This window comes from Pseudomonas sp. GV105 (genome assembly GCF_003058185.1).
Lineage (GTDB): Bacteria > Pseudomonadota > Gammaproteobacteria > Pseudomonadales > Pseudomonadaceae > Aquipseudomonas > Aquipseudomonas veronii.
Genome location: NZ_QBUF01000002.1, coordinates 498687 through 517509 on the forward strand (window position 1 = coordinate 498687; position 18823 = coordinate 517509).

Sequence of the window (18823 nt, forward strand, 5' to 3'; positions counted from 1 at the left end):
GATGCGTGATGAGGCAATCAAGGCGGTGACATCCATCGGCCTGGCGCTGCAAGAGCAGATTGACCATGGCCTTTTGCCGCCAGCCAGCAAACTGCCCGCCGAGCGCAAGCTCAGCGAGTTGTTTGGTACCACCCGGATTACGGTGCGGGAAGCCTTGTTACAACTGGAGGCCCAAGGCCAGATCTATCGCGAGGAGCGCCGTGGCTGGTTTGTCTCGCCGCCGCGCCTGGCCTACAACCTGATGCAGCGCAGCCACTTTCACGCAATGGTCAACGATCAGGGGCGCGTGGCGTCGACCGAGGTGATCAGCGCGCGGCTGCAACCGGCATCGGCGGCGGTGTGCGCGTGGCTGCAATTGCCGGCGCTGTCCAGCGTGATCCAGATCTGCCGCCGGCGCAGGATCGATGAGCGCCTGGTGTTGTATGTGGAGCACTACCTGAACCCGCAGTATTTCCCCGGGATTCTGGCCTGCGACCTGAACCAGTCGATGACCGAGCTGTATGCGCGCAAGTACGATTTGCACTACGGGCGGGTACGCTTCGAGATTGTGCCGACCTCACTGCCGGTGGAAGCCGCCGCCGCGTTGCGCGTGTCGGTGGGCAGCCCGGGCTTGCGTATCGCCCGGGTCAACTATGACCAGCATCAGCGTTTGATCGACTGCGACCTGGAGTTCTGGCGGCATGATGCCATCCACGTGGGCGTGGATGTCATGGGCTCAGCGTCTTGATCAGTTGATCCACATTGCTTTCCAACGCCGTCACCGGGTTGGCGCTGTCGACGTTCAAGACCAGCAGTTGCGCGCCCCCGGCCGTCACCGCGGTTTGCACCGCCGCGCTTGGCGGGCGATGGTGCAGCACCACGGCCACCTCGTGGTCCTTCAGGCGGCTGCTCAGTTGCTGTAAGGCCTCGGGTGTCCAGTCGGCATCTGGGCGTGCGTCGGTGTCGAGCACTTCCAGGTTCAAGCTGCCGAGCAGATACGCAAAGTGATCACTCAGGCTGACCACGCTCAGGTTATCCGCCTGGGCCAGCCGTGCTTCGCTGTCGGCGGTGAGCTTGAGCAGGCGCAGCTTGAGGGCGGCCAGGTTCGCGTCGATTTGCGCCTTCGCGCCCGGTGCCAGGCGGCTCAGGTCGGCGGCCATCACATCGGCCATGCGCCCCATATTGTTGCTCGATTGCCACGGCTGGCTGTTCAAGCCATCGCTGACGCCCGGTTGCACCGCGATCCCCGGCAGGCCACCGTCCACCGGGCGCGCGGCGTCCACTTCGACGATGCGGATATTGCTGCGTCGCGCCACCGGGTACAGCGGGTCATCGGCCCACAGCGAACGCAAGCCGATGACGGCATCGGCATCCATCGCCAACGTGCTCAAGGCCGGCGCGCCACGACCGGTGAAGTAGGACACCTGCCGCGAACCGGGCAGGTTGGCCGGCGCGGCGCGTTCGAGCTGTACGTCGCTGCCTTTAAGCAGCAGCTCCGCCAGGCCATAGGTAATGGGCAACGAGGCGAGGACCTTCACAGGTTTTTTCGCTTTGGTCAGCGCGGCGTGGCCCAGGCCTTGGTTGACTTTGAAACTCTTCGGATCAAAACCGTCGACGGCCAGCGCCGACGCGCTGGTCAGGCAAGCGATGGCCAAGGCCAGTGAGCGAAAGACAGGGTGCATTATCCAAGATTCCCTTTGAGGCTGGGCACGGTGCCGCGCGCGATGGCGGCGAGGGCGAAGGCGATACCGGCGACCAGGATGATCGCGGCGCCGGAGGGGATGGGCAGGTCGAAGATGATCGGCAGCAGGATGCCGCACAACGTGCTGACGGTGGCAATCGCCACGGAGACCCAGAAGAAGCCTTTGAGCGACTGGCTCAGCAAGCGTGCCGCCGCTGCCGGAATCACCAGCAGCGCGCCCACCAGGATCGCCCCGATGACCTTGACCGCTGCGACGGTGATCAATGTCACCAGGATCACGAACAGGTAATCCAGGGTCTTCACCGCCACCCCGCGTACCGCCGCCAATTGCGGGTTGAAGCTGGCGAGCATGATGCGGTTGTACAGCGGCAGGGCGAGGGCCATCACCAGCGAACCGACAATCGCCAGCACCAGCAGGTCGTTGCCATTGACCGTCAACACCGAACCGAACAGCACGTTTTCCAGGATGTGAACGTTGATCTTGCCCGCCAGTATCAACAGCAGGCTTGCGCCCAACGCCAGGGACACCGAGAGGAACACCCCGATCAAGGTATCCGGCGCCAGGCCGGTGCGGTTGCGCAGGTAATTGAGCAGGATGCCGAACAGCAGGCAGTAGCCGAACAGCGCGCCATAGGGCCCGGTGTAGGGTTCGCCGAGCAGAATGCCCACGGCCACGCCGGTCAGCGCGGCATGGCCGACCGCTTCGGAGAAAAACGCAAAGCGCTTGACCACCACCAGCGTCCCCAGGCCGCCCAGCACCGGGCCGATCAGCAGGCCCGCGAGCAGGGCGTTGACCACAAAACCATAGGCCAGCGCCTCCGGCAGGTAACCGGAAGAGGCCCAGCCCTGGACCATCAGGCGAAACGCTTCATAACTCATGGCGCCAGGCTCCGAGGATGGGTGGAGAACAGGGTCAGCAGGCGATCCGGGGTCAGTGCCGCTTTGGGTGTGGCGTCGAACAGCACGCGGCGGTTCAGGCCGGTGACGCGGTCGGCGAGGCGGCCCACGGCGTCCAGGTCGTGCTCGATCCACAGCACGGTGATCCCGGCGCGGCGCCAGTCATTGAGCAGACGTTCGAACACCTGGATACCGGCTTCATCAAGGGCCGACATCGGCTCATCCAACACCAGCAATTGCGGGGCCGGGATCAGCCCCTGGGCGAGCAGCACGCGCTGACGTTCACCGCCCGACAACGCGCCCATGCGCCGTTTGCGTTTGTCCTGCAGGCCGACCCGCTCCAGGGCCTCGCCGATGGCGCCGGCGTAATGCCTGGACAGCCCGAGAAACGCCGGGCGCCGCTGACACATCGCCGCCATGAAGTCATCCACGGTCATCGGCAGGCCGCGGTCGAACTCCAACGCCTGGGGCACATAACCAATGGTGCCGGGCGTGTCCGGCCACGTCAGGCGCAGTTGCCCCTGGTGCGGCGTTTGCCCCAGCAGCGTTTTGATCAGCGAGCTTTTCCCGCCGCCGTTCGGGCCCACCAGTGCATGGATGCTGCCTGGCTGCACCTGGAAGCTCACGCCATCGAGGATCACGGTGCGGCCCAGGGTCAGCGACACCTTGTCGAAGTCGATCGTCGGGCCGACGCTGACCATGCTCAAGCGTTGCGCCGCCGTCATGCCCCCGACTCCTGAATCGCCCGCACCACCGTGTTGAGGTTGCCGGTCATTTCCACTTCGTACTTTTCAGCGCTGTATTCGCCGTAGGAGATATGCGACAGCGGGTACAGCCGGACCCCGGATTCACGCTGGATGGTCTCGACGTAGGTGGACGGGAAATCCATCTCCGAGAAGATCACTTTCACATCCAGGGCGCGCAATTCATCGATGGTTTTCTTCAACTGGCTCGGGCTGGGTTCGATGCCGTGGGCCGGCTCGACCACGGCGGTGACTTCCAGGCCGAACTCGCGCAGCAGGTAGTCGTAGGCTGCGTGGACCGTGGCCACGCGCAGGTCCGGGTTGGGCGCGCGGGTCAGCTTGGCCAGGGCCTCGGCGCGCATCTGCCGCAGGCGCTTGCCGTAGGCGCGGGCGTTCTGGATGTAGGTCTTGGCGTTGTCCGGGTCGAGCTTGCCCAGTTCGCGGGCGATGTTGTTGACCTGGGCAATCGAGGCACTGATCGACAGGAAGGTGTGCGGGTTGACCACCTTGCCGGCGCCGCGCGCGGCGTTGCCGGTGGCGGCCAGCAGCGGCACGTTGGCGTTGGCTTCGATCACCGGGATGTCCGGCCGCTCGCTGGTGGCGATCATGCGGTCGGCGAAATCGTCGTGGCCGACCCCGTTGAGCACGATCACATCCAGGGTGCCGATGCGCTTGATGTCGTCGGCGCGCGGTTCGTAGGCATGTGGGTTGAAACCGGCCGGAATCAGCGGCACCACCTCGGCCTTGTCGCCGACGATGTTGGCGACGTAGCTGTAATAAGGGTGCAGGGTGATGCCGATCCGCAGGCGCTTGGCTGCCTCGGCGTTGGCCAGCGGAGCGAGCAGCAGGCTGATCAGGCTGACCAGCAGCAGGCGTACAAGGGGCGATGAAATAGACATGGGCACTCGGTTTTCTCGGTCAGTGACGGTGCTGGCGGGTCACGCCGGCGTCGAATTGCGCGACCACTTGCTGCCAGCCGGCCGCGATCAGCGCCTGGTCGGTGAGGTCGGCGGGGGCGGCCAGGTCTGGGCGGCGGTTGAGCCAGATGTCCGGCTCGGCGCCCGTTACCCGCATCAGCAGCGAGCCGCTGGTGGCCGGCGCCTGGCTCACGCCGAGGTAGGCCGACGGCGCCAGCAACTGCCAGCGATGATCGCCACGGCTGACCGAGCTGGCGTCCTGGGCAAAGGGCGCAAAGCCTTCTTCGGCCAGTTGCGCGGGCGTCGGCAGGGCGCTGTGTGCCTGCTGCAGCCAGTGGATTTCATCCAGGGTCACGCGCAGGTCGGCGTAGATGCCTTGCTCGGCGGCGCTGAGGTCGCGGCGCGCGTCCAACTGGTGGCTGGGCACGGCAACCACGGCCTGGGTTTCACCGTGCAGGGCCACCACCGTACCGGCCACCGCCAGGATGATCAGGCACAGCAGCAGGACATAGAGGGTTTCGTGCCCGGCCCCGGCTGGGCGTACCACCTGTGTCGTACTCATTGGGACGGGATATCCGCTTGGTCGATTTCAACGACGTGACCGGGGCCGGCATCGAACAGCACGTAGAACTCGGCTGAGGGCTTCTTGAAGGTCAGGGTCGAGTCCGCGCCGAGCTTGCCGGGCACGAGGATGGTTTCGTCGTAGCCGATCACATCCAGGGTCACGCCGGGGGCGCCGCTGCCGTCGGAAAAACCGCCGGTGCATTGGATCTGTTCGCCGGGGATTTCCTTGCATTCGCACATCGGGTTGTGGGCCACGGCTGTGGGACAGAAACCGGCGCACAGCAACAACGTGGCGCAGGCGCGGCTCAGGCGTATCAATGTCATGGTTTGACTCCTTGCTTGTTCAGCCAGGCAATGGTGGCAGGCGAGGCCTGGCTCAGCGCAATGGAACCCTGGTGCATCGTGCCGTCCCAGCCTTCCATGGTGACCCACAGTTCGGCGTCGGCCGGCGTGCGCTCGGGCACCGGCAGCAGCGCGCCCATGCGGTACGGCGTGCCGAAGAAGATCACCCCGGCGGCGCGCAGGCTGCGCGGTTTGCCGATACGCAGGTAGGTTGCCTTGACCTGCTCGGCGCAGTTGGCGCACAGGGCCGCATTGAAGAATTTCATCGGGCCGGCCGGGTCGGGGCGCGGGCCTTCGTTGCGGAACTCGGCGAGGGTCAGGCTCCAGGGCCCGACCTGCACCTCGCCGGCCACCCGCTCGCCGATGCCGCTGTCACCGCGAAACAGCGCGGCGTCGGCAAAGTACTTGGGCATGAAGCCCAGGGGCACCAGCAACAGCAGGACGTTAAGGTGGAACCGCCATTTCAGCCACACGGCGCGCAGTGGCGAAGGCGTTGCGGCAGCGACCTTGCTCATTGGTTGCCCTCCGTCATTTCAGCCTGCAGGGCCGCGACCGCTGCCGCCTGGCGCGGCGCCTTGTGGCTGCGCTTGAGGGCATGGAGGGTGGCCAGGGCCGTGCGTTTGGTCCAGATCAGCAGGCCACTCAACACCATCATGCTCAACACCAGGCCGAAGAATGCCCAGATCAGCTTGATCCACAGCCCGCCAAAGTCGCCGGTGTGCAGCGGGCGCATGGACTCGGTGACGAACTCCAGCGTCGAGCGGTTGGACAGCAGGTGCGAAACCGCCACTTCGCCGGTGTAGGGGTTGATCTGCGCGGTCTGGAACATCAACGGGTACCAGCCCCGCCCGCCGATCTGCAGATGGCTGTAGGCATTGAGTGGCAGGAACACGAAGCTGGTCTCCAGCCCCGGAATCCGTTGGCTGGCGATTTCGATCGCGTCGTCCAGGGCAATCATCGGCGCCGGCACGCCGGGGGCGGACGTCGGCACGTTCTCCCGGGCGATGACCGGCACGATGGGTTCGCTGGAGATGGAAATCTGGTTATCCCCCAGGATCGCCTGAATCAGGAACCAGGTGCCGGTGATGGAAATGACCGCGATGAACCAGATCGACCAGATACCGCTCAGGCGATGGAAGTCGCCCCAGAAGATCCGCGCGCCATGGCGGATGCGCAGGGTCGGGCGCAAAAAGCCCTTCCAGAAGCGCTTGTACACCACCAGCCCGGTGATCAACGACGCCAGCAACGGCAGGCCGAGCGCGGAGACCAGGTACCAGCCCCAACTGAACCCATTGGTGAATGGCACCAGCCACCAACCGTGCAGGGCGCGGGTGAATTGTTTGAAGTCGAACGCCGGGCTGATGCCCTGGATCGCCCCTGTGTAAGGGTTGACATAGACCTCCACCGAGCGCCCGTCGGGGTAGCTGAGGGTGACACTCAGGGCGAAGTGCGACTCGTCCGGGCGGATGATGGATTGCACGATCACCAGGGGCTCGGCGCGTTTGATGGCGTTGATCACCTGGTCATAGCTCAGCGGTTCTGCGTCGTCCGACGGCTTGCTGGCGCGGATTTCCGGGTTGGCCAGCCAGACGATTTCCTGGCTGACCACCGCCAGGGTGCCGGTGACGCAGACGATCAGTACAAAAAACCAGATGGGTAATGCCAGCCAGCTGTGTACGAGAAACCAGAGTTTTGAGCGCGACTTCTTCGACATGTGAATGGGAGTCTTGATCGGAGGGGGCAATGAGGGCCCGGAAAAGGCCAGTCGTAGCTTTTGCTGACGCGACAGGCTGTATCTAAGTTAAGACGGATGAGAATGAGAAATCCCTAACCCAGATATGAAAGCAAATGTTTCAGATTCACATTCGTGGCGCTGAGGCCTCGGTGCTGGGCAGCCCCCGTCTCAAGCCGACCCTCGATCAAACAGTGGCAGCGGGCCTGCCCGCGATGGCGCTCGGTCAGGCACCGCCTGACACCCCGCCATCGCGAGCAAGCCCGGTCCCAGGCTCAGCCTTGCTTGAACAGCGCTTCGGCGCGCTGGCGGATTTGTGCTTCGTTCAGATTCTCCTTGCGGGAGGCGAGGAACCACACATGACCGAACGGATCTCTCAGCGTGGCGGAGCGGTCGCCGTAGAACTGGTCCTTGGGTTCGGAAATGGACAGGCCGCCGGCTGCGACCGCTTGTCGATACTGCGCGTCGACATCGTCCACATATAAATGCAGGCCGACACTGGTGTGGCCATCGCGCGGGCTGCCGAAGGCCATTTCACCGCAGGGCGAGGCGAGCATGATCGCCGAGTCTCCGATACGCAGTTCAGCGTGGCCGACCTTGCCGTCGGGCATGTCCAGGCGCATGACTTGCGTGGCGTTGAAGGCTTTTTTGTAGAACTCGATGGCTTCGGCGGCTTTTTCGACGCCCAGGTAGGGCGTGATGCTGTGATAGCCCTCGGGGATAGGTTTTACGCTCATATCATTCTCCCTGAATTGTGTTTATGAAGGGACGGCCCTTTCACTATAGGCCACGCCAGCCGTGGCTTGCGGGCAACCGACGAGGTGTTGCCCAGGCAACAGTGAACAGGCAGATCGTTCCTCCATAAGTGCTGCGGCGGGCGCCAGCCGCAGCGACATCACGGGGCTCAGGGCGCGGCGCTGTTCCTGGGGTTTAAGGTGAACATTTCCCACAGGGAGCGGTTTTTCAGCTGGGCTCCAACAACTGAGCCCCCGGCCCACGCTCACCGAGCAGGTCGCCCTGATTGCGCAACGGGCAGGCTTCCAGCGACAGGCATCCACAGCCAATACAGCCATTGAGCTTGTCGCGCAGGAGCATCAGCTTGTTGATGCGCTCGTCCAGATCTGCCCGCCACGATGCCGACAAACGCTGCCAATCTTTAGCCGTCGGCGTGCGTCCATCCGGCAGGGCCTGCAACGCTTCACCAATCGTCGCCAGCGGAATCCCCAGGCGCTGGGCGATCTTGATCACCACCACCCGGCGCAGTACATCGCGCGGGTAGCGCCGCTGGTTGCCGGCATTGCGATTGCTTTTGATCAGCCCCTTGGTTTCGTAGAAATGCAGGGCCGTGACCGCCACGCCGCTGCGGGCTGACAGTTGGCCAACAGTAAGCTCCTTGGTAACCATGAAAAACTCCGGATTAACCCTTGACCTTGACTTAACTAGAGGTTTTACCCTGCGTGGTATCGAATCACAAGATTCTGCCTACAGAGAAAGGGGAGTGTTCATGCAGGTATCAGAGAAGAATCGCAGTTTCACTCAATTGATCGAGTTTCAGGTCGAGCCCCAGCAACAGCTCGCCCTGGTCGCGGCATTGTCCATCCAGAGCGAGCGCCTGGCCCAAGGGCACGGCGGCTTTCTCAATGCGAGTGTGCAGGTCAGCGATGACGGGCGGCGGGTACTCAATTACCTGCAATGGCGCTCACGCGAGGACGGCGAGGCGGCCTTCCAGTGCGTTGAGCACGGCGAGGAAGATTTCTGGACACTGATACGCGCCCACCAGGCCACGGCCGTGACCTTCGGTTCGTTCCAGGTGCTGCACAGTTTCGAGCGCAGCCATGACAATGCGTTGCACTGCCGTTTAAATGGATAGGTGCAGCATGCGCTCACCCTGAACGTTTTCCCCCGGACGGCGCTTGTTCACCGCCAGTTCGCCGATCTTGATCAGGCGCGTGCGTGTGACGTTGCGGCTCAGGCCCAGCAGGTTGGCGGTGTGGACCTGGTTGTAGTGGCTGAAGCGGTAGGCGGCACGCAGCAACGCGTCCTCGACTTTTTCATGCAGGGCACCGGCCTGTTCCTCGAACAGCTTTTGAAAGGCCCGTTCCAGCAAGGCTTCGGCACTGTTGTCGGTGCCGTGCGGGCTGTCGTCCTGACGCTCGATGCGCAGGTTCGACAGGCGTAAATCGTCGCGTTCGATCACGCCATTGCGGCAGATCAGCAAGGTGTGGTGAATCACGTTTTCCAGCTCGCGGATATTGCCTGGCCAGCTGTAGTTTTTCAGCTTGTGTTCGGCCTCGCGGCTGATGGTGACCGGGCCGTAGCCCAGGCGCTGGCTGTAGGCTTCGATGAAGTGTCGGGTCAGCGGCAGGATATCGCCGGGACGCTCGCGCAACGGGCTGAGTTCCAGGCTGACCACGTCGAGACGGTAGTAGAGGTCTTCACGGAAGTGCCCAGCGTTGATGGCTTTTTCCAGCTGCACGTTGGTCGCCGCAAGCACGCGCACATCGATGGGAATGCTCTTGCGCGAGCCCAGGCGCACTACCTCCCGCTCTTGCAGTACGCGCAATAATTTGACCTGGATCGCCATCGGCAAATCACCGATCTCATCGAGGAACAAGGTGCCGCCGTCGGCCTCTTCGAACCAGCCGGCCTTGGCGCTGAGGGCGCCGGTGAAGGCGCCTTTTTCATGGCCGAACAGCTCGGCTTCCACCAGCGATTCGGAAAACGCCCCGCAGTTCACCGCCACGAAGGGCCGGTTGCGTCGTGCGCTGAGGTTATGAATGTGGCGCGCCACCAGCTCTTTACCGGTCCCGGTTTCGCCGATGATCAACACGCTGGCTTCGCTGGGCGCCACTTGCTGGATATGGTCGAGCAGTGCCTGGGATTTCGGGTCTTCGAAGACCTGGGCCGTGGCGCGGATCGAGGTGGCGAGGGCGGGCGAGGGCGGTAAGGTTAAAAGCTGCATGGGCACCTCTTTATGAATAGAACGTAGGAGTCGGCAGGGACTGGTTCAACGCCCAGTCCCCCAGTTCGTGGAGTTTGTAGTCCACCGGGTCGTGCAGGCTTTGCGTGCGCAGGTTGCGCCAGTGCCGGTCCAGGCGCAGTGACGCATGGGTGGAGCGCGCGCCGGTGACTTCAAACAGGCGGCTGCACAACTCCAGGCCCTGGCGGCTGGCGGCGACCTTGGCGGTGGCGATGGCGATGGCCAGTTGGCCGCGTTCGTTTTCGCTGAGGTTCGGCCCCTGGGCCCAGGCTTGATCGAGCAGCGCGGCGGCGCGTTCCACCAACAGGCGCACACCTTGCAGGGCCACCCAGAATTCGCCGTAGTGGTGCAGCACGTAAGGGTCTTGGCGCACATCCTCGGCGGTGGATTTATGCCACGCACGGGTTTCGGTGAGGGTGTAGTTGCGCGCTTCATCAAAGGCACCTTCGGCTATGCCGAGGAACATGTGCGTGAAGGTCAACTGCGCGATCAGTGGGCGCAGGCAGGCGAACGGTGTGCTCAGAGGGCCCGGGTCGAGCAGCAATTCCGACTCCTCGACGCGCACCCGTTCGAAACTGGCGCTGCCGCTGTCGGTCTGGCGCTGGCCGATATTGTTCCAGTCGTTGTGCAAGGTGATGCCGCTGCGCCCGCTGGGGATGGCGGCGATCAGCAACTTGCCGCCGGCGCTCTCATCCACCGCCGAGGCGATCAGCATTTCCGAGTCGCTGGCGCCGGAGCAGAAGCTCTTCTTGCCGGAGAACTCACGCCAACCGCCGAAATCCTTGACCTGCGTGCGCGTGTCCAGCGGGTTGAGGGCGTTGCCCCAGAACCAGTTTTTGCGTGCGGTCTGTTCGAACCACGGCTGCCATTGGTCCGGCCGCGAAAACAGGCGCACCGTAGCGAGCATCAGGTGGTGAAAACCGAAGACATGAGCGATGGAGCTGTCGACCTTGGCGAATTCACGCACGATGGCCAGGGTGTCGCTCCAGCGCGCACCAAGGCCGCCGTATTGAGTGGGAATGCTCAGGGCCAGCAGACCGCTTTGGCGCAGGGCATCCCGTTCGGTTTTTGGCGTGCCGCCGCGCTCGTCGCGTTCGACGGCGGTGAGGGCGAATTCGGCGGCGAGCTGTCTGGCGGTCTGCAAAGGTGAGGGCAGGACGCTGTGGGGGTTGGCTGTCACGCGGTGTTCCTCATAGGGCTCTAATGCCGTGTGCTGTCTATTGGGCAATGCAGATCAACGGTGCGATCTCAGCATTCTCAGGCCTTGGCCGGCAGCACATCATTGGCAATCATCTCGCCAAACGGTCCGGTGAGATTGGTGACACCGCGCCCGGCCAGGCTGGCGTAGGGTTCCGGCAATAGCGGGAACACCAACTCGGCGAAGCGATAGGCTTCTTCGAGGTGCGGGTAGCCGGAAAAGATGAAACTCTCGATGCCCAAATCCGCGTATTCCTTGATCCGCTCGGCCACTTGCCGCGGGTTGCCTACCAGCGCCGTGCCGGCACCGCCACGGACCAGGCCGACACCGGCCCACAGGTTGGGGGCGATTTCCAGGTTGTCGCGGCGCCCGTCGTGCAAGGCGGCCATGCGGCGCTGGCCTTCGGAATCAAAGCGCGAGAAGGATTTTTGCGCGGCGGCGATGGTCTCGTCGCTGATGTGTTCGATCAGTTTGTCGGCGGCTTTCCAGGCGTCTTCTTCGGTCTCGCGCACGATCACATGCAGGCGGATGCCGAACTTCACGGTCCGCCCGCGGCGCGCGGCCCGTTCACGTACATCCGCGAGTTTTTCGGCGACGGCGGCGGGTGGTTCGCCCCAGGTCAGGTACACGTCCACCTGTTCGGCGGCGAGGTCGTGGGCGGCGTCGGAGGAGCCGCCGAAGTACAGCGGTGGATAAGGCTTCTGCACCGGTGGGTAAAGTGCCTTGGCATTCTGCACACGCAGGTGTTTGCCTTCGAAGTCCACCGATTCGCCCTGCAATACGCGGCGCCAGATCTTGAGGAATTCGTCGGAGACTTCATAGCGTTCGCGGTGGTCGAGGAAGCTGCCGTCGCCGCGGTTTTCGTCGGGGTCGCCGCCGGTCACGACGTTGATCAGCAGGCGGCCGTTGGACAGGCGATCCAGGGTCGCCGCCATGCGCGCCGACACTGTGGGCGAGATGATGCCAGGGCGAATTGCCACCAGGTAGCGCAAGCGTTCTGTCAGCGGCACCAGCGCCGAGGCGATTACCCAGGAGTCTTCGCACGAACGCCCGGTAGGAATCAACACGCCGTAGTAGCCAAGGCTGTCAGCGGCCTGGGCGACTTGCTTCAGATAATTGAGGGTGACCGGACGGGCACCTTGGGTGGTGCCCAGGTAATGACCGTCGCCATGAGTGGGCAGAAACCAGAAAACATCCATGACGAATCCTTAAGCGATTTTCAACAGTGAGGGGGCGTGCGCGGCGAACAAAGGGGCTGCGCGTTCTGCCGCAAGGCGAATACGGCTTTTCAAGGCTTCGTTGGTGATTTGGTAATCGGTGAAATCGGCTTCGGTGGCATATACGCCGATCGGCAAGGTCAGGGCCTGGAAGAAGCTGAACAGCGGGCGCAACTGGTGATCGAGTACCAGCGCGTGACGTTCGCTGCCGCCGGTGGCGGCCAGCAGCACAGGGGTGTCGATCAGCGAGTTGAGGCCAACCAGGTCGAACAGATGCTTGAGCAGGCCTGGATAAGAACCGCGATAGACCGGTGCGGCGACGATCAGCAAGTCGGCCTGTTCGATGGCCAACAGTTGGGATTCGACCTCGGCCGGCAACTCATCGCGCGACAGTGCGCCGCCCAGTGGCCGGGCGATATCACCGAGTTCGATCAGGGTCGTCTGGATCGGCAACAACGTCGCCAGTTCGGCCAGCACGGCCTGGGTCAACACCAGGGTACGGGACGGGCGCCAGGTTCCGCCGGAGAGGGCAACGACATTCAGGGGACGGGTCATGAACAGTTCCTTTTTCAACAGTGGCATAGCAGGGGAAGTGAGCCGGTCTGAGCAAGAGCTGTACCAACGGCTGCAGGCCTTGATCCGCCTGGGCTGCGGGCTCACTGCTGAAAAACGTTGCTGTTGTCTGCCTGGTGTTTTGTTGAATGGCTGTTGCCTGCGCAACAGTTGCCTGGCGAACAGTGTCGAATTCGCGTGGAGCCATTTATAGAGGGTTATGGTTATTCCGTAAATGAACGTATTTCTATATTTATAGATCTTAAAGGAATATAAAGGTGGCGCTGATGAGGGTGTGGCGACGGGTGATAGCGACTATCACGGATGGTGATTTTTCACTGTCCAGGGTCGGGAGTAGCCTGTGTTCATTGACTTGAGACCTTCTTCGCAGAGCCGTCGCCATGAACCGATTTTTTGCTGTTTCCTTATTACTCGTCACTTCTGTCGTTGCCGGTTGTGCGACCCATCCTTCGCCTGAATTACGCCCTTACACGGCGCAAGAAACCCGGGAACTGGCGCTGGAGGCGTTGAGCCGTCGCGGCTTGTCGTTTGACGAATATCAACGCCAGCGGGCTGCCCTGACCGGTCAGGCACAACAACCTTTCAGTTTTGCTCACCAGGGCGAAATGAACGCCGAACGTAATGTGACCCTGCATGGCCGCCCCAGTTGAGCCGGTGCTCAGTGGCAAAAAGCCCGAGGTTTCTCAAGAAGCCTCGGGCTTTTTGTTTGCCATGGCGCTATGTCAGCCTGTTAAGCTGAATTTCAGGAGCGTTCCTACGCACATTTACGTCAAGTGGTCCTTTTTTAATGGCATTCGATCGGGTAAACCTGACGACCTCTGTTCCGGTCGATGCCCCTGAGACGTTGCTCTCGGGAACCTGCTCTGCGAGTCCCTAAGGTTATGAATAAACGTCCGTTGTATTTCGACTACGCCGCCACCACCCCGGTGGACGAGCGGGTCATCCAGGTGATGGTCGAGTGTCTGGGCTTGCACGCCAATTTCGGTAACCCTGCGTCCAGCTCCCACGCCTTCGGCCAAGCGGCCCGGCAAACGGTTGAACAGGCGCGTCGCCAGGTGGCCGAGTTGGTCGGTGCCGAGCCGGAGCAGATCGTCTGGACGTCCGGCGCGACGGAGTCCAACAACCTCGCGATCAAGGGGGTGACTCAAGCGCGGGGCTTGGCGGGTGGGCATATCATCACCAGCCAGATCGAGCACAAGGCTACGCTGGACACCGCGCGGCAGATGCAGGAGGCCGGAGTAGCGGTGACCTACCTGGCGCCGGACGCCGATGGGTTGATCAGTGCCGAGGCGGTGAGTGAAGCACTGCGTGAGGACACCTTCCTGGTATCGCTGATGTTGGTGAACAACGAGTTGGGCACCCTCAACGACATCCCCGCCATTGGCGCGCGGGTGCGTGAACACGGCGCGTTGTTGCATTTGGACGCGGCACAGGGTGCGGGCAAGGTGGCGATCGACCTGGCGCAATGGCCGGTGGATTTGATGTCGTTTTCCGCGCACAAGGTGTATGGCCCCAAGGGGATCGGCGCGCTGTATGTCGGGCCGCGGGCGCAGCGGAAGGTGTTGGCGCAGATTCACGGCGGTGGCCACGAGGGCGGCTTGCGCTCCGGTACACTGGCAACCCACCAGATTGCGGGCATGGGCGCGGCGTTCGCCTTGGCGGCGCAGGCGTTCAGTGAAGAGCAGGCGGCGATCGTGGCCTTGCGCCAGCGTTTGCTCGATCAACTGGCGTCGGTCGCCGGTGTGCGTCTCAATGGCAGCGCCACCCAGCGCATTCCCCACACCCTCAGCCTCACCTTCGGTGAAGGCGAGTTCAACGCCGCGGCCTTGAGTGCGGGCATTGCTTTTTCCGCCACCTCGGCCTGCAATTCGGCGAGCAATGCGCCCTCCCATGTGCTGCTGGCGCTGGGGCATGATGCCCGCAGCGCCGGTCGAACCATTCGCTTGAGCCTGGGGCGGTTCACCACCGAGCAGGATATCGACCAGGCCGTGCAGTTGATCAAGGCCGCCCTTGCCAGTGCGCCGGCGTTCTGGGCGGTCTGATTCTTCATTCGTAATCCATAACAATTATTCGTGGTTAGCAGGAGACACAATGAGTACGCAGCCTTTGACCCATGGAACGGTTCCCCAGCGCCTGGCGCATACCCGTGAATTGATGCGCCGCGAAGGCATTCATGCCTTGCTGGTGCCGTCCGCTGACCCGCACCTGTCCGAATACTTGCCGGGCTACTGGCAGGGGCGTCAATGGTTGTCGGGCTTCCACGGCTCGGTGGGGACGCTGATCGTCACCGCGGATTTCGCCGGTGTCTGGGCCGACAGCCGCTACTGGGAACAAGCGACCAAGGAACTCAAGGGCAGCGGTATCGAGTTGGTGAAGCTGCAGCCGGGTCAACCTGGCCCGCTGGAGTGGCTGGCCGAACAGACGCCGCAGGGCGCCGTGGTGGCGGTCGACGGTGCGGTAATGGCCGTGGCGTCGGCGCGTACCTTGGGCGGTAAACTGGCGGAGCGCGGTGCTCGCCTGCGTACCGATATCGACCTGTTGAATGAAGTCTGGAGCGACCGCCCGGCGTTGCCGAATCAGCCGATCTATCAGCACCTGCCACCGCAGGCCACCGTCAGCCGTGGCGAAAAACTCGCTGCACTGCGCGCCAGCTTGAAAGAAAAGGGCGCCGACTGGCACTTCATCGCCACCCTGGATGACATCGCCTGGTTGTTTAACCTGCGCGGTGCCGATGTATCGTTCAACCCGGTGTTTGTGTCCTTCGCCCTGATCAATGCGCAACAGGCCACGCTGTTTGTGGCGCTGAGCAAAGTCGATGCCGCGCTGCGGGCGGTGCTTGAGCAGGATGGCGTGACCTTGCGCGATTACAGCGAAGTCGCCGATGCCCTGCGCGCGGTGCCATCGGGCGCGAGTGTGCAGGTTGATCCGGCACGCGTGACCGCCGGTTTGCTGGAACACCTGGACGCCAGCGTCAAGCTGGTGGAAGGGCTGAACCCGACGACGCTTGCCAAATCCCGCAAGAGCCTGGCCGACGCGGAACATATCCGCCTGGCCATGGAGCAGGATGGCGCGGCCTTGTGCGAATTCTTCGCCTGGCTGGAGAGTGCGCTGGGCCGTGAACGCATCACTGAACTGACCATCGACGAACACCTGACGGCCGCACGTACCCGCCGTCCCGGTTATGTGTCGCTGAGTTTCAACACCATCGCTGCGTTCAATGCCAATGGCGCGATGCCGCATTACCACGCCACCGAAGAAGAGCATGCGCTGATCGAAGGCGATGGCCTGCTGCTGATCGACTCGGGTGGCCAGTACTTGGGCGGTACTACCGATATCACGCGGATGGTGCCTATCGGAGCGCCGAGTGATGAACAGAAGCGTGATTGCACCCGCGTGCTCAAGGGGGTGATCGCCCTGTCCCGTGCTCATTTTCCCAAGGGCATTATGTCGCCACTGCTCGATGCCATCGCGCGCGCGCCGATCTGGGCCGAAGGTGTGGACTACGGCCATGGCACGGGGCACGGTGTAGGTTATTTCCTCAATGTGCATGAAGGTCCGCAGGTCATCGCCTACCAGGCCGCTACTGCGCCGCAAACCGCGATGCAGCCGGGCATGATCACCTCCATTGAACCGGGTACTTACCGTCCGGGGCGTTGGGGCGTGCGTATCGAGAACCTGGTGTTGAATCGCGAAGCGGGCAAGACCGAGTTCGGTGAGTTCCTCGAGTTCGAAACCCTGACCTTGTGCCCGATCGATACCCGTTGTCTGGAACCGTCGTTGCTGACGGCTGAGGAGCGCCAGTGGCTCAATGCGTACCATGCCGAGGTGTGTCAGCGTTTGAGCCCATTGCTCAGTGGCGCTGCGCTGGAGTGGTTGCAGGTACGCACCGCGGCTATTTGATCGGTCGCTGCTCGGCAAGTGCCGCTTGTGATTTACGCGCAGGCGGCCGGTCGCAGCGTCGCGAAGGGCTGCGCGGGGTCGAGGCGTTCGGTGGGCGCTGCGGAGCAGTCGGAAGTGGACTGCTCGGGCCGCTATTTACAGATGACGATCATGCTCCGGCTGGTGTAGCCGGCAGGGTTGAGGCCGAAGGGGTAGTCCCCAGGCTCTTCGGAGTTGTCACCGGACTTGGCGATAACCCGGTAGCCCTTGGCGCCGCATGAGTTGACTGCACTGGTGTAGCACTGGTCCCAGGAGGAGGACAGCCCGGAACAGTTGATATGCAGCCCTTTTTTGCCCCGTTTCACTTCTGTCTTGGTGGTCGCGGCACAGCCAGCAATGGCCACGACCATTAACAGTATCAAAATTCGCTTCATTCCCATCCTTAATAGCCGCTTCGAAAAAATTGCCTGAAGCTGGCTTTACTCGCTCTCGATTGTAGCGTTCGCGCTGTCCTTGTCGAAACTCTCCATGAATGACATTTGTTTGCGGCCTAAACATGGCCCAAATGAGCGGCAAATACCAGAGTTACCGTCAAAGATGATTAATCGGCTGGTACTAGAGGTTTGGCCTCGTTTCGCATGGTCAGCGTGGCGCCAACGGAGGCCAGGATAATGCAGGAGATGGCCAGCCACTGTGCGAGCGACAAATGCTCCTGCAGGAAGAACAGACCCGAGAGCGCGCCGAATGCGGGCTCAATGCTCATCAAGGTGCCGAAAGTACGGGCGGGCAGGCGAGTCAGCGCGACCATCTCCAGGGTGTAGGGGAGCGCCGTGGACAGGATGGCGACGCCGATGGCAACTGGAATCAGCGCAGGCGTCAGCAATGCCGCGCCCGCATGAACGATGCCGATCGGTGCGACGAACAAGGCGGCGATCATGACGCCGAGGGCAGCAGTTTGCACGCCGTTGTCATTCCCTGCCTTTTGGCCGAACAGAATGTAGAGCGCCCAGCAAACACCTGCGCCTAGTGCATAAGCCGCACCGACCAGGTCGATCCCGGTGCTGGTTTCTCCCGTGGGGATCAACAGCAGAAGACCGACAACCGCGAGGGCGATCCACAGAAAGTCCACCGCGCGGCGCGATGCATAGAGGGCGACGGCGAGCGGCCCGGTGAACTCCAGGGCTACCGCAATACCAAGAGGGACTGTGCGCAGCGACATATAGAAGAGGAAGTTCATGCCGCCTAACGCCATTCCGTAAACAATCACGGTGCGCAGGGATTTGGCCGTCAGCGTGGCCCGCCATGGGCGCAATATCAGCAACATGATGATGCTGGCGAAAATCAGGCGCAGCGTGGTGGTGCCTTGAGCGCCGACGACAGGGAACATGGTCTTGGCCAGCGAAGCGCCGGACTGGATGGAAGCCATGGCGATCAACAGCAGGCCGACGGGAAACAGTGCCGAGGCCAGGCTGCGAGGGGAGGTGGTCATTGGGGTGTTCGTCCGAGGTCATATTTGAGTAGCAAAGAGCCCTATGATGCTTAAGTGTGTGTCGCTGAGCAATATATTGCTCAATTATCAGTTTTCTACCTTCTATATAGAGTGGATTGGGAGGTTTTCCGCTGTTTGATAGAAAAACCAAATTAAAGGTTGACGGCAAATCCTGGACGTCTATAATTCGCCCCACTTCCGGCGCAGTCGAAACGGAAAACTCCTTGATAAACAAAGAGTTACACGAGATTCGACAGCGACCTGCTTCAGTTCATCGAAGCCTGGAAGGAGTTGGTAGAGCAGTGTTGTTTGGCTCTATTGACGTTTCGATCTTCTCGGTCGAAAGCGGAGAAAAAGAGGTGTTGACAGCAGCGTGTAACGCTGTAGAATTCGCCTCCCGCTAACGAGAGATCGGAAGCGCAAGTGGTTGAAGTTACAAAGGAAACTTTGAAAACTTCTTAAAATAATCACTTGACAGCAAATGAGGCTGCTGTAGAATGCGCGCCTCGGTTGAGACGAAAGATCTTAACCAACCGCTCTTTAACAACTGAATCAAGCAATTCGTGTGGGTGCTTGTGGAGTCAGACTGATAGTCAACAAGATTATCAGCA

21 protein-coding genes are annotated in these 18823 nt (G+C 62.2%); 5 read left to right on the plus strand and 16 right to left on the minus strand.

Features of this window, described 5'->3' with window-relative positions; translation table 11 throughout:
* The first annotated feature begins 1 nt into the window (after window position 1).
* A complete protein-coding gene (locus C8K66_RS06050; RefSeq protein WP_017846895.1) occupies window positions 2-727 on the plus strand; it encodes a UTRA domain-containing protein in 726 nt (241 codons plus the stop codon).
* Here C8K66_RS06050 and C8K66_RS06055 read toward each other — a convergent pair.
* From C8K66_RS06055 to soxR, 10 genes are all read right to left on the minus strand, one after another.
* Window positions 708-1661, minus strand: coding sequence for a metal ABC transporter solute-binding protein, Zn/Mn family (locus C8K66_RS06055; RefSeq protein WP_108524450.1), 954 nt, complete (start codon window positions 1659-1661; stop codon window positions 708-710). The two genes, C8K66_RS06050 and C8K66_RS06055, sit on opposite strands and share 20 nt — an antisense overlap.
* The gene (locus tag C8K66_RS06060; protein WP_017846897.1) at window positions 1661-2560 is read right to left on the minus strand and encodes a metal ABC transporter permease; all 900 of its coding nucleotides are present in this window, start codon (window positions 2558-2560) and stop codon (window positions 1661-1663) included. The genes C8K66_RS06055 and C8K66_RS06060 overlap by 1 nt, the downstream gene beginning before the upstream one ends.
* On the minus strand, window positions 2557-3303 hold the full coding sequence (locus tag C8K66_RS06065; RefSeq protein WP_017846898.1) for a metal ABC transporter ATP-binding protein: 747 nt from the start codon (window positions 3301-3303) through the stop codon (window positions 2557-2559). The genes C8K66_RS06060 and C8K66_RS06065 overlap by 4 nt, the downstream gene beginning before the upstream one ends.
* Window positions 3300-4220: a metal ABC transporter substrate-binding protein gene (locus tag C8K66_RS06070; RefSeq protein WP_079443253.1), complete on the minus strand. Its 921-nt coding sequence runs from the start codon at window positions 4218-4220 to the stop codon at window positions 3300-3302. Before C8K66_RS06070 ends, C8K66_RS06065 begins: the two co-directional genes overlap by 4 nt.
* A 19-nt stretch (window positions 4221-4239) precedes the next feature.
* Complete coding sequence (locus C8K66_RS06075; protein WP_026140009.1) at window positions 4240-4800, minus strand: DUF6162 family protein; 561 nt, start codon at window positions 4798-4800, stop codon at window positions 4240-4242.
* Window positions 4797-5126, minus strand: a complete 330-nt coding sequence (locus C8K66_RS06080) for a hypothetical protein (protein WP_017846901.1) — start codon at window positions 5124-5126, stop codon at window positions 4797-4799. Before C8K66_RS06080 ends, C8K66_RS06075 begins: the two co-directional genes overlap by 4 nt.
* The gene (locus C8K66_RS06085; RefSeq protein ID WP_017846902.1) at window positions 5123-5659 is read right to left on the minus strand and encodes a hypothetical protein; all 537 of its coding nucleotides are present in this window, start codon (window positions 5657-5659) and stop codon (window positions 5123-5125) included. The genes C8K66_RS06080 and C8K66_RS06085 overlap by 4 nt, the downstream gene beginning before the upstream one ends.
* A complete protein-coding gene (locus C8K66_RS06090; protein WP_057005831.1) occupies window positions 5656-6858 on the minus strand; it encodes a PepSY domain-containing protein in 1203 nt (400 codons plus the stop codon). The genes C8K66_RS06085 and C8K66_RS06090 overlap by 4 nt, the downstream gene beginning before the upstream one ends.
* 293 nt (window positions 6859-7151) lie before the next feature.
* On the minus strand, window positions 7152-7613 hold the full coding sequence (locus C8K66_RS06095; protein WP_017846904.1) for a VOC family protein: 462 nt from the start codon (window positions 7611-7613) through the stop codon (window positions 7152-7154).
* A gap of 226 nt (window positions 7614-7839) precedes the next feature.
* The gene (gene soxR / locus C8K66_RS06100) at window positions 7840-8280 is read right to left on the minus strand and encodes a redox-sensitive transcriptional activator SoxR (protein ID WP_017846905.1); all 441 of its coding nucleotides are present in this window, start codon (window positions 8278-8280) and stop codon (window positions 7840-7842) included.
* A gap of 100 nt (window positions 8281-8380) precedes the next feature.
* Between soxR and C8K66_RS06105 the strand changes: the two genes are divergently transcribed.
* Window positions 8381-8746 carry an antibiotic biosynthesis monooxygenase gene (locus tag C8K66_RS06105; RefSeq protein ID WP_017846906.1) on the plus strand — a complete coding sequence of 122 codons (366 nt, stop codon included), beginning with the start codon at window positions 8381-8383 and terminating at the stop codon, window positions 8744-8746.
* Here C8K66_RS06105 and C8K66_RS06110 read toward each other — a convergent pair.
* The 4 genes from C8K66_RS06110 to msuE all read right to left on the minus strand — a co-directional run bounded on the left by C8K66_RS06110 (window position 8735) and on the right by msuE (window position 12826).
* Window positions 8735-9838 (minus strand): sigma-54-dependent Fis family transcriptional regulator, encoded by a 1104-nt coding sequence (locus C8K66_RS06110; protein ID WP_046384135.1) that lies wholly within the window; start codon window positions 9836-9838, stop codon window positions 8735-8737. The two genes, C8K66_RS06105 and C8K66_RS06110, sit on opposite strands and share 12 nt — an antisense overlap.
* Before the next feature lie 10 nt (window positions 9839-9848).
* The gene (locus tag C8K66_RS06115; protein WP_057005830.1) at window positions 9849-11036 is read right to left on the minus strand and encodes an acyl-CoA dehydrogenase family protein; all 1188 of its coding nucleotides are present in this window, start codon (window positions 11034-11036) and stop codon (window positions 9849-9851) included.
* A gap of 77 nt (window positions 11037-11113) precedes the next feature.
* Window positions 11114-12253, minus strand: a complete 1140-nt coding sequence (ssuD, locus tag C8K66_RS06120; RefSeq protein ID WP_079443254.1) for an FMNH2-dependent alkanesulfonate monooxygenase — start codon at window positions 12251-12253, stop codon at window positions 11114-11116.
* 9 nt (window positions 12254-12262) lie between these two features.
* On the minus strand, window positions 12263-12826 hold the full coding sequence (gene msuE / locus C8K66_RS06125; RefSeq protein ID WP_046385331.1) for an FMN reductase: 564 nt from the start codon (window positions 12824-12826) through the stop codon (window positions 12263-12265).
* A gap of 398 nt (window positions 12827-13224) precedes the next feature.
* Between msuE and C8K66_RS06130 the strand changes: the two genes are divergently transcribed.
* The 3 genes from C8K66_RS06130 (at window position 13225) to C8K66_RS06140 (ending at window position 16744) form a co-directional block, all read left to right on the plus strand.
* Window positions 13225-13494, plus strand: coding sequence for a hypothetical protein (locus C8K66_RS06130; protein ID WP_046384132.1), 270 nt, complete (start codon window positions 13225-13227; stop codon window positions 13492-13494).
* A 231-nt stretch (window positions 13495-13725) separates the two neighbouring features.
* The gene (locus C8K66_RS06135; protein WP_108524451.1) at window positions 13726-14886 is read left to right on the plus strand and encodes a cysteine desulfurase family protein; all 1161 of its coding nucleotides are present in this window, start codon (window positions 13726-13728) and stop codon (window positions 14884-14886) included.
* A 49-nt stretch (window positions 14887-14935) separates the two neighbouring features.
* The gene (locus C8K66_RS06140) at window positions 14936-16744 is read left to right on the plus strand and encodes an aminopeptidase P family protein (RefSeq protein WP_017846913.1); all 1809 of its coding nucleotides are present in this window, start codon (window positions 14936-14938) and stop codon (window positions 16742-16744) included.
* 131 nt (window positions 16745-16875) lie between these two features.
* Here C8K66_RS06140 and C8K66_RS06145 read toward each other — a convergent pair whose 3' ends face one another.
* Both C8K66_RS06145 and rhtA read right to left on the minus strand, forming a co-directional pair.
* Window positions 16876-17157, minus strand: coding sequence for a hypothetical protein (locus C8K66_RS06145; RefSeq protein ID WP_017846914.1), 282 nt, complete (start codon window positions 17155-17157; stop codon window positions 16876-16878).
* Between the two features lie 167 nt (window positions 17158-17324).
* The gene (gene rhtA / locus C8K66_RS06150) at window positions 17325-18212 is read right to left on the minus strand and encodes a threonine/homoserine exporter RhtA (protein WP_108524452.1); all 888 of its coding nucleotides are present in this window, start codon (window positions 18210-18212) and stop codon (window positions 17325-17327) included.
* Window positions 18213-18823 lie beyond the last annotated feature (611 nt).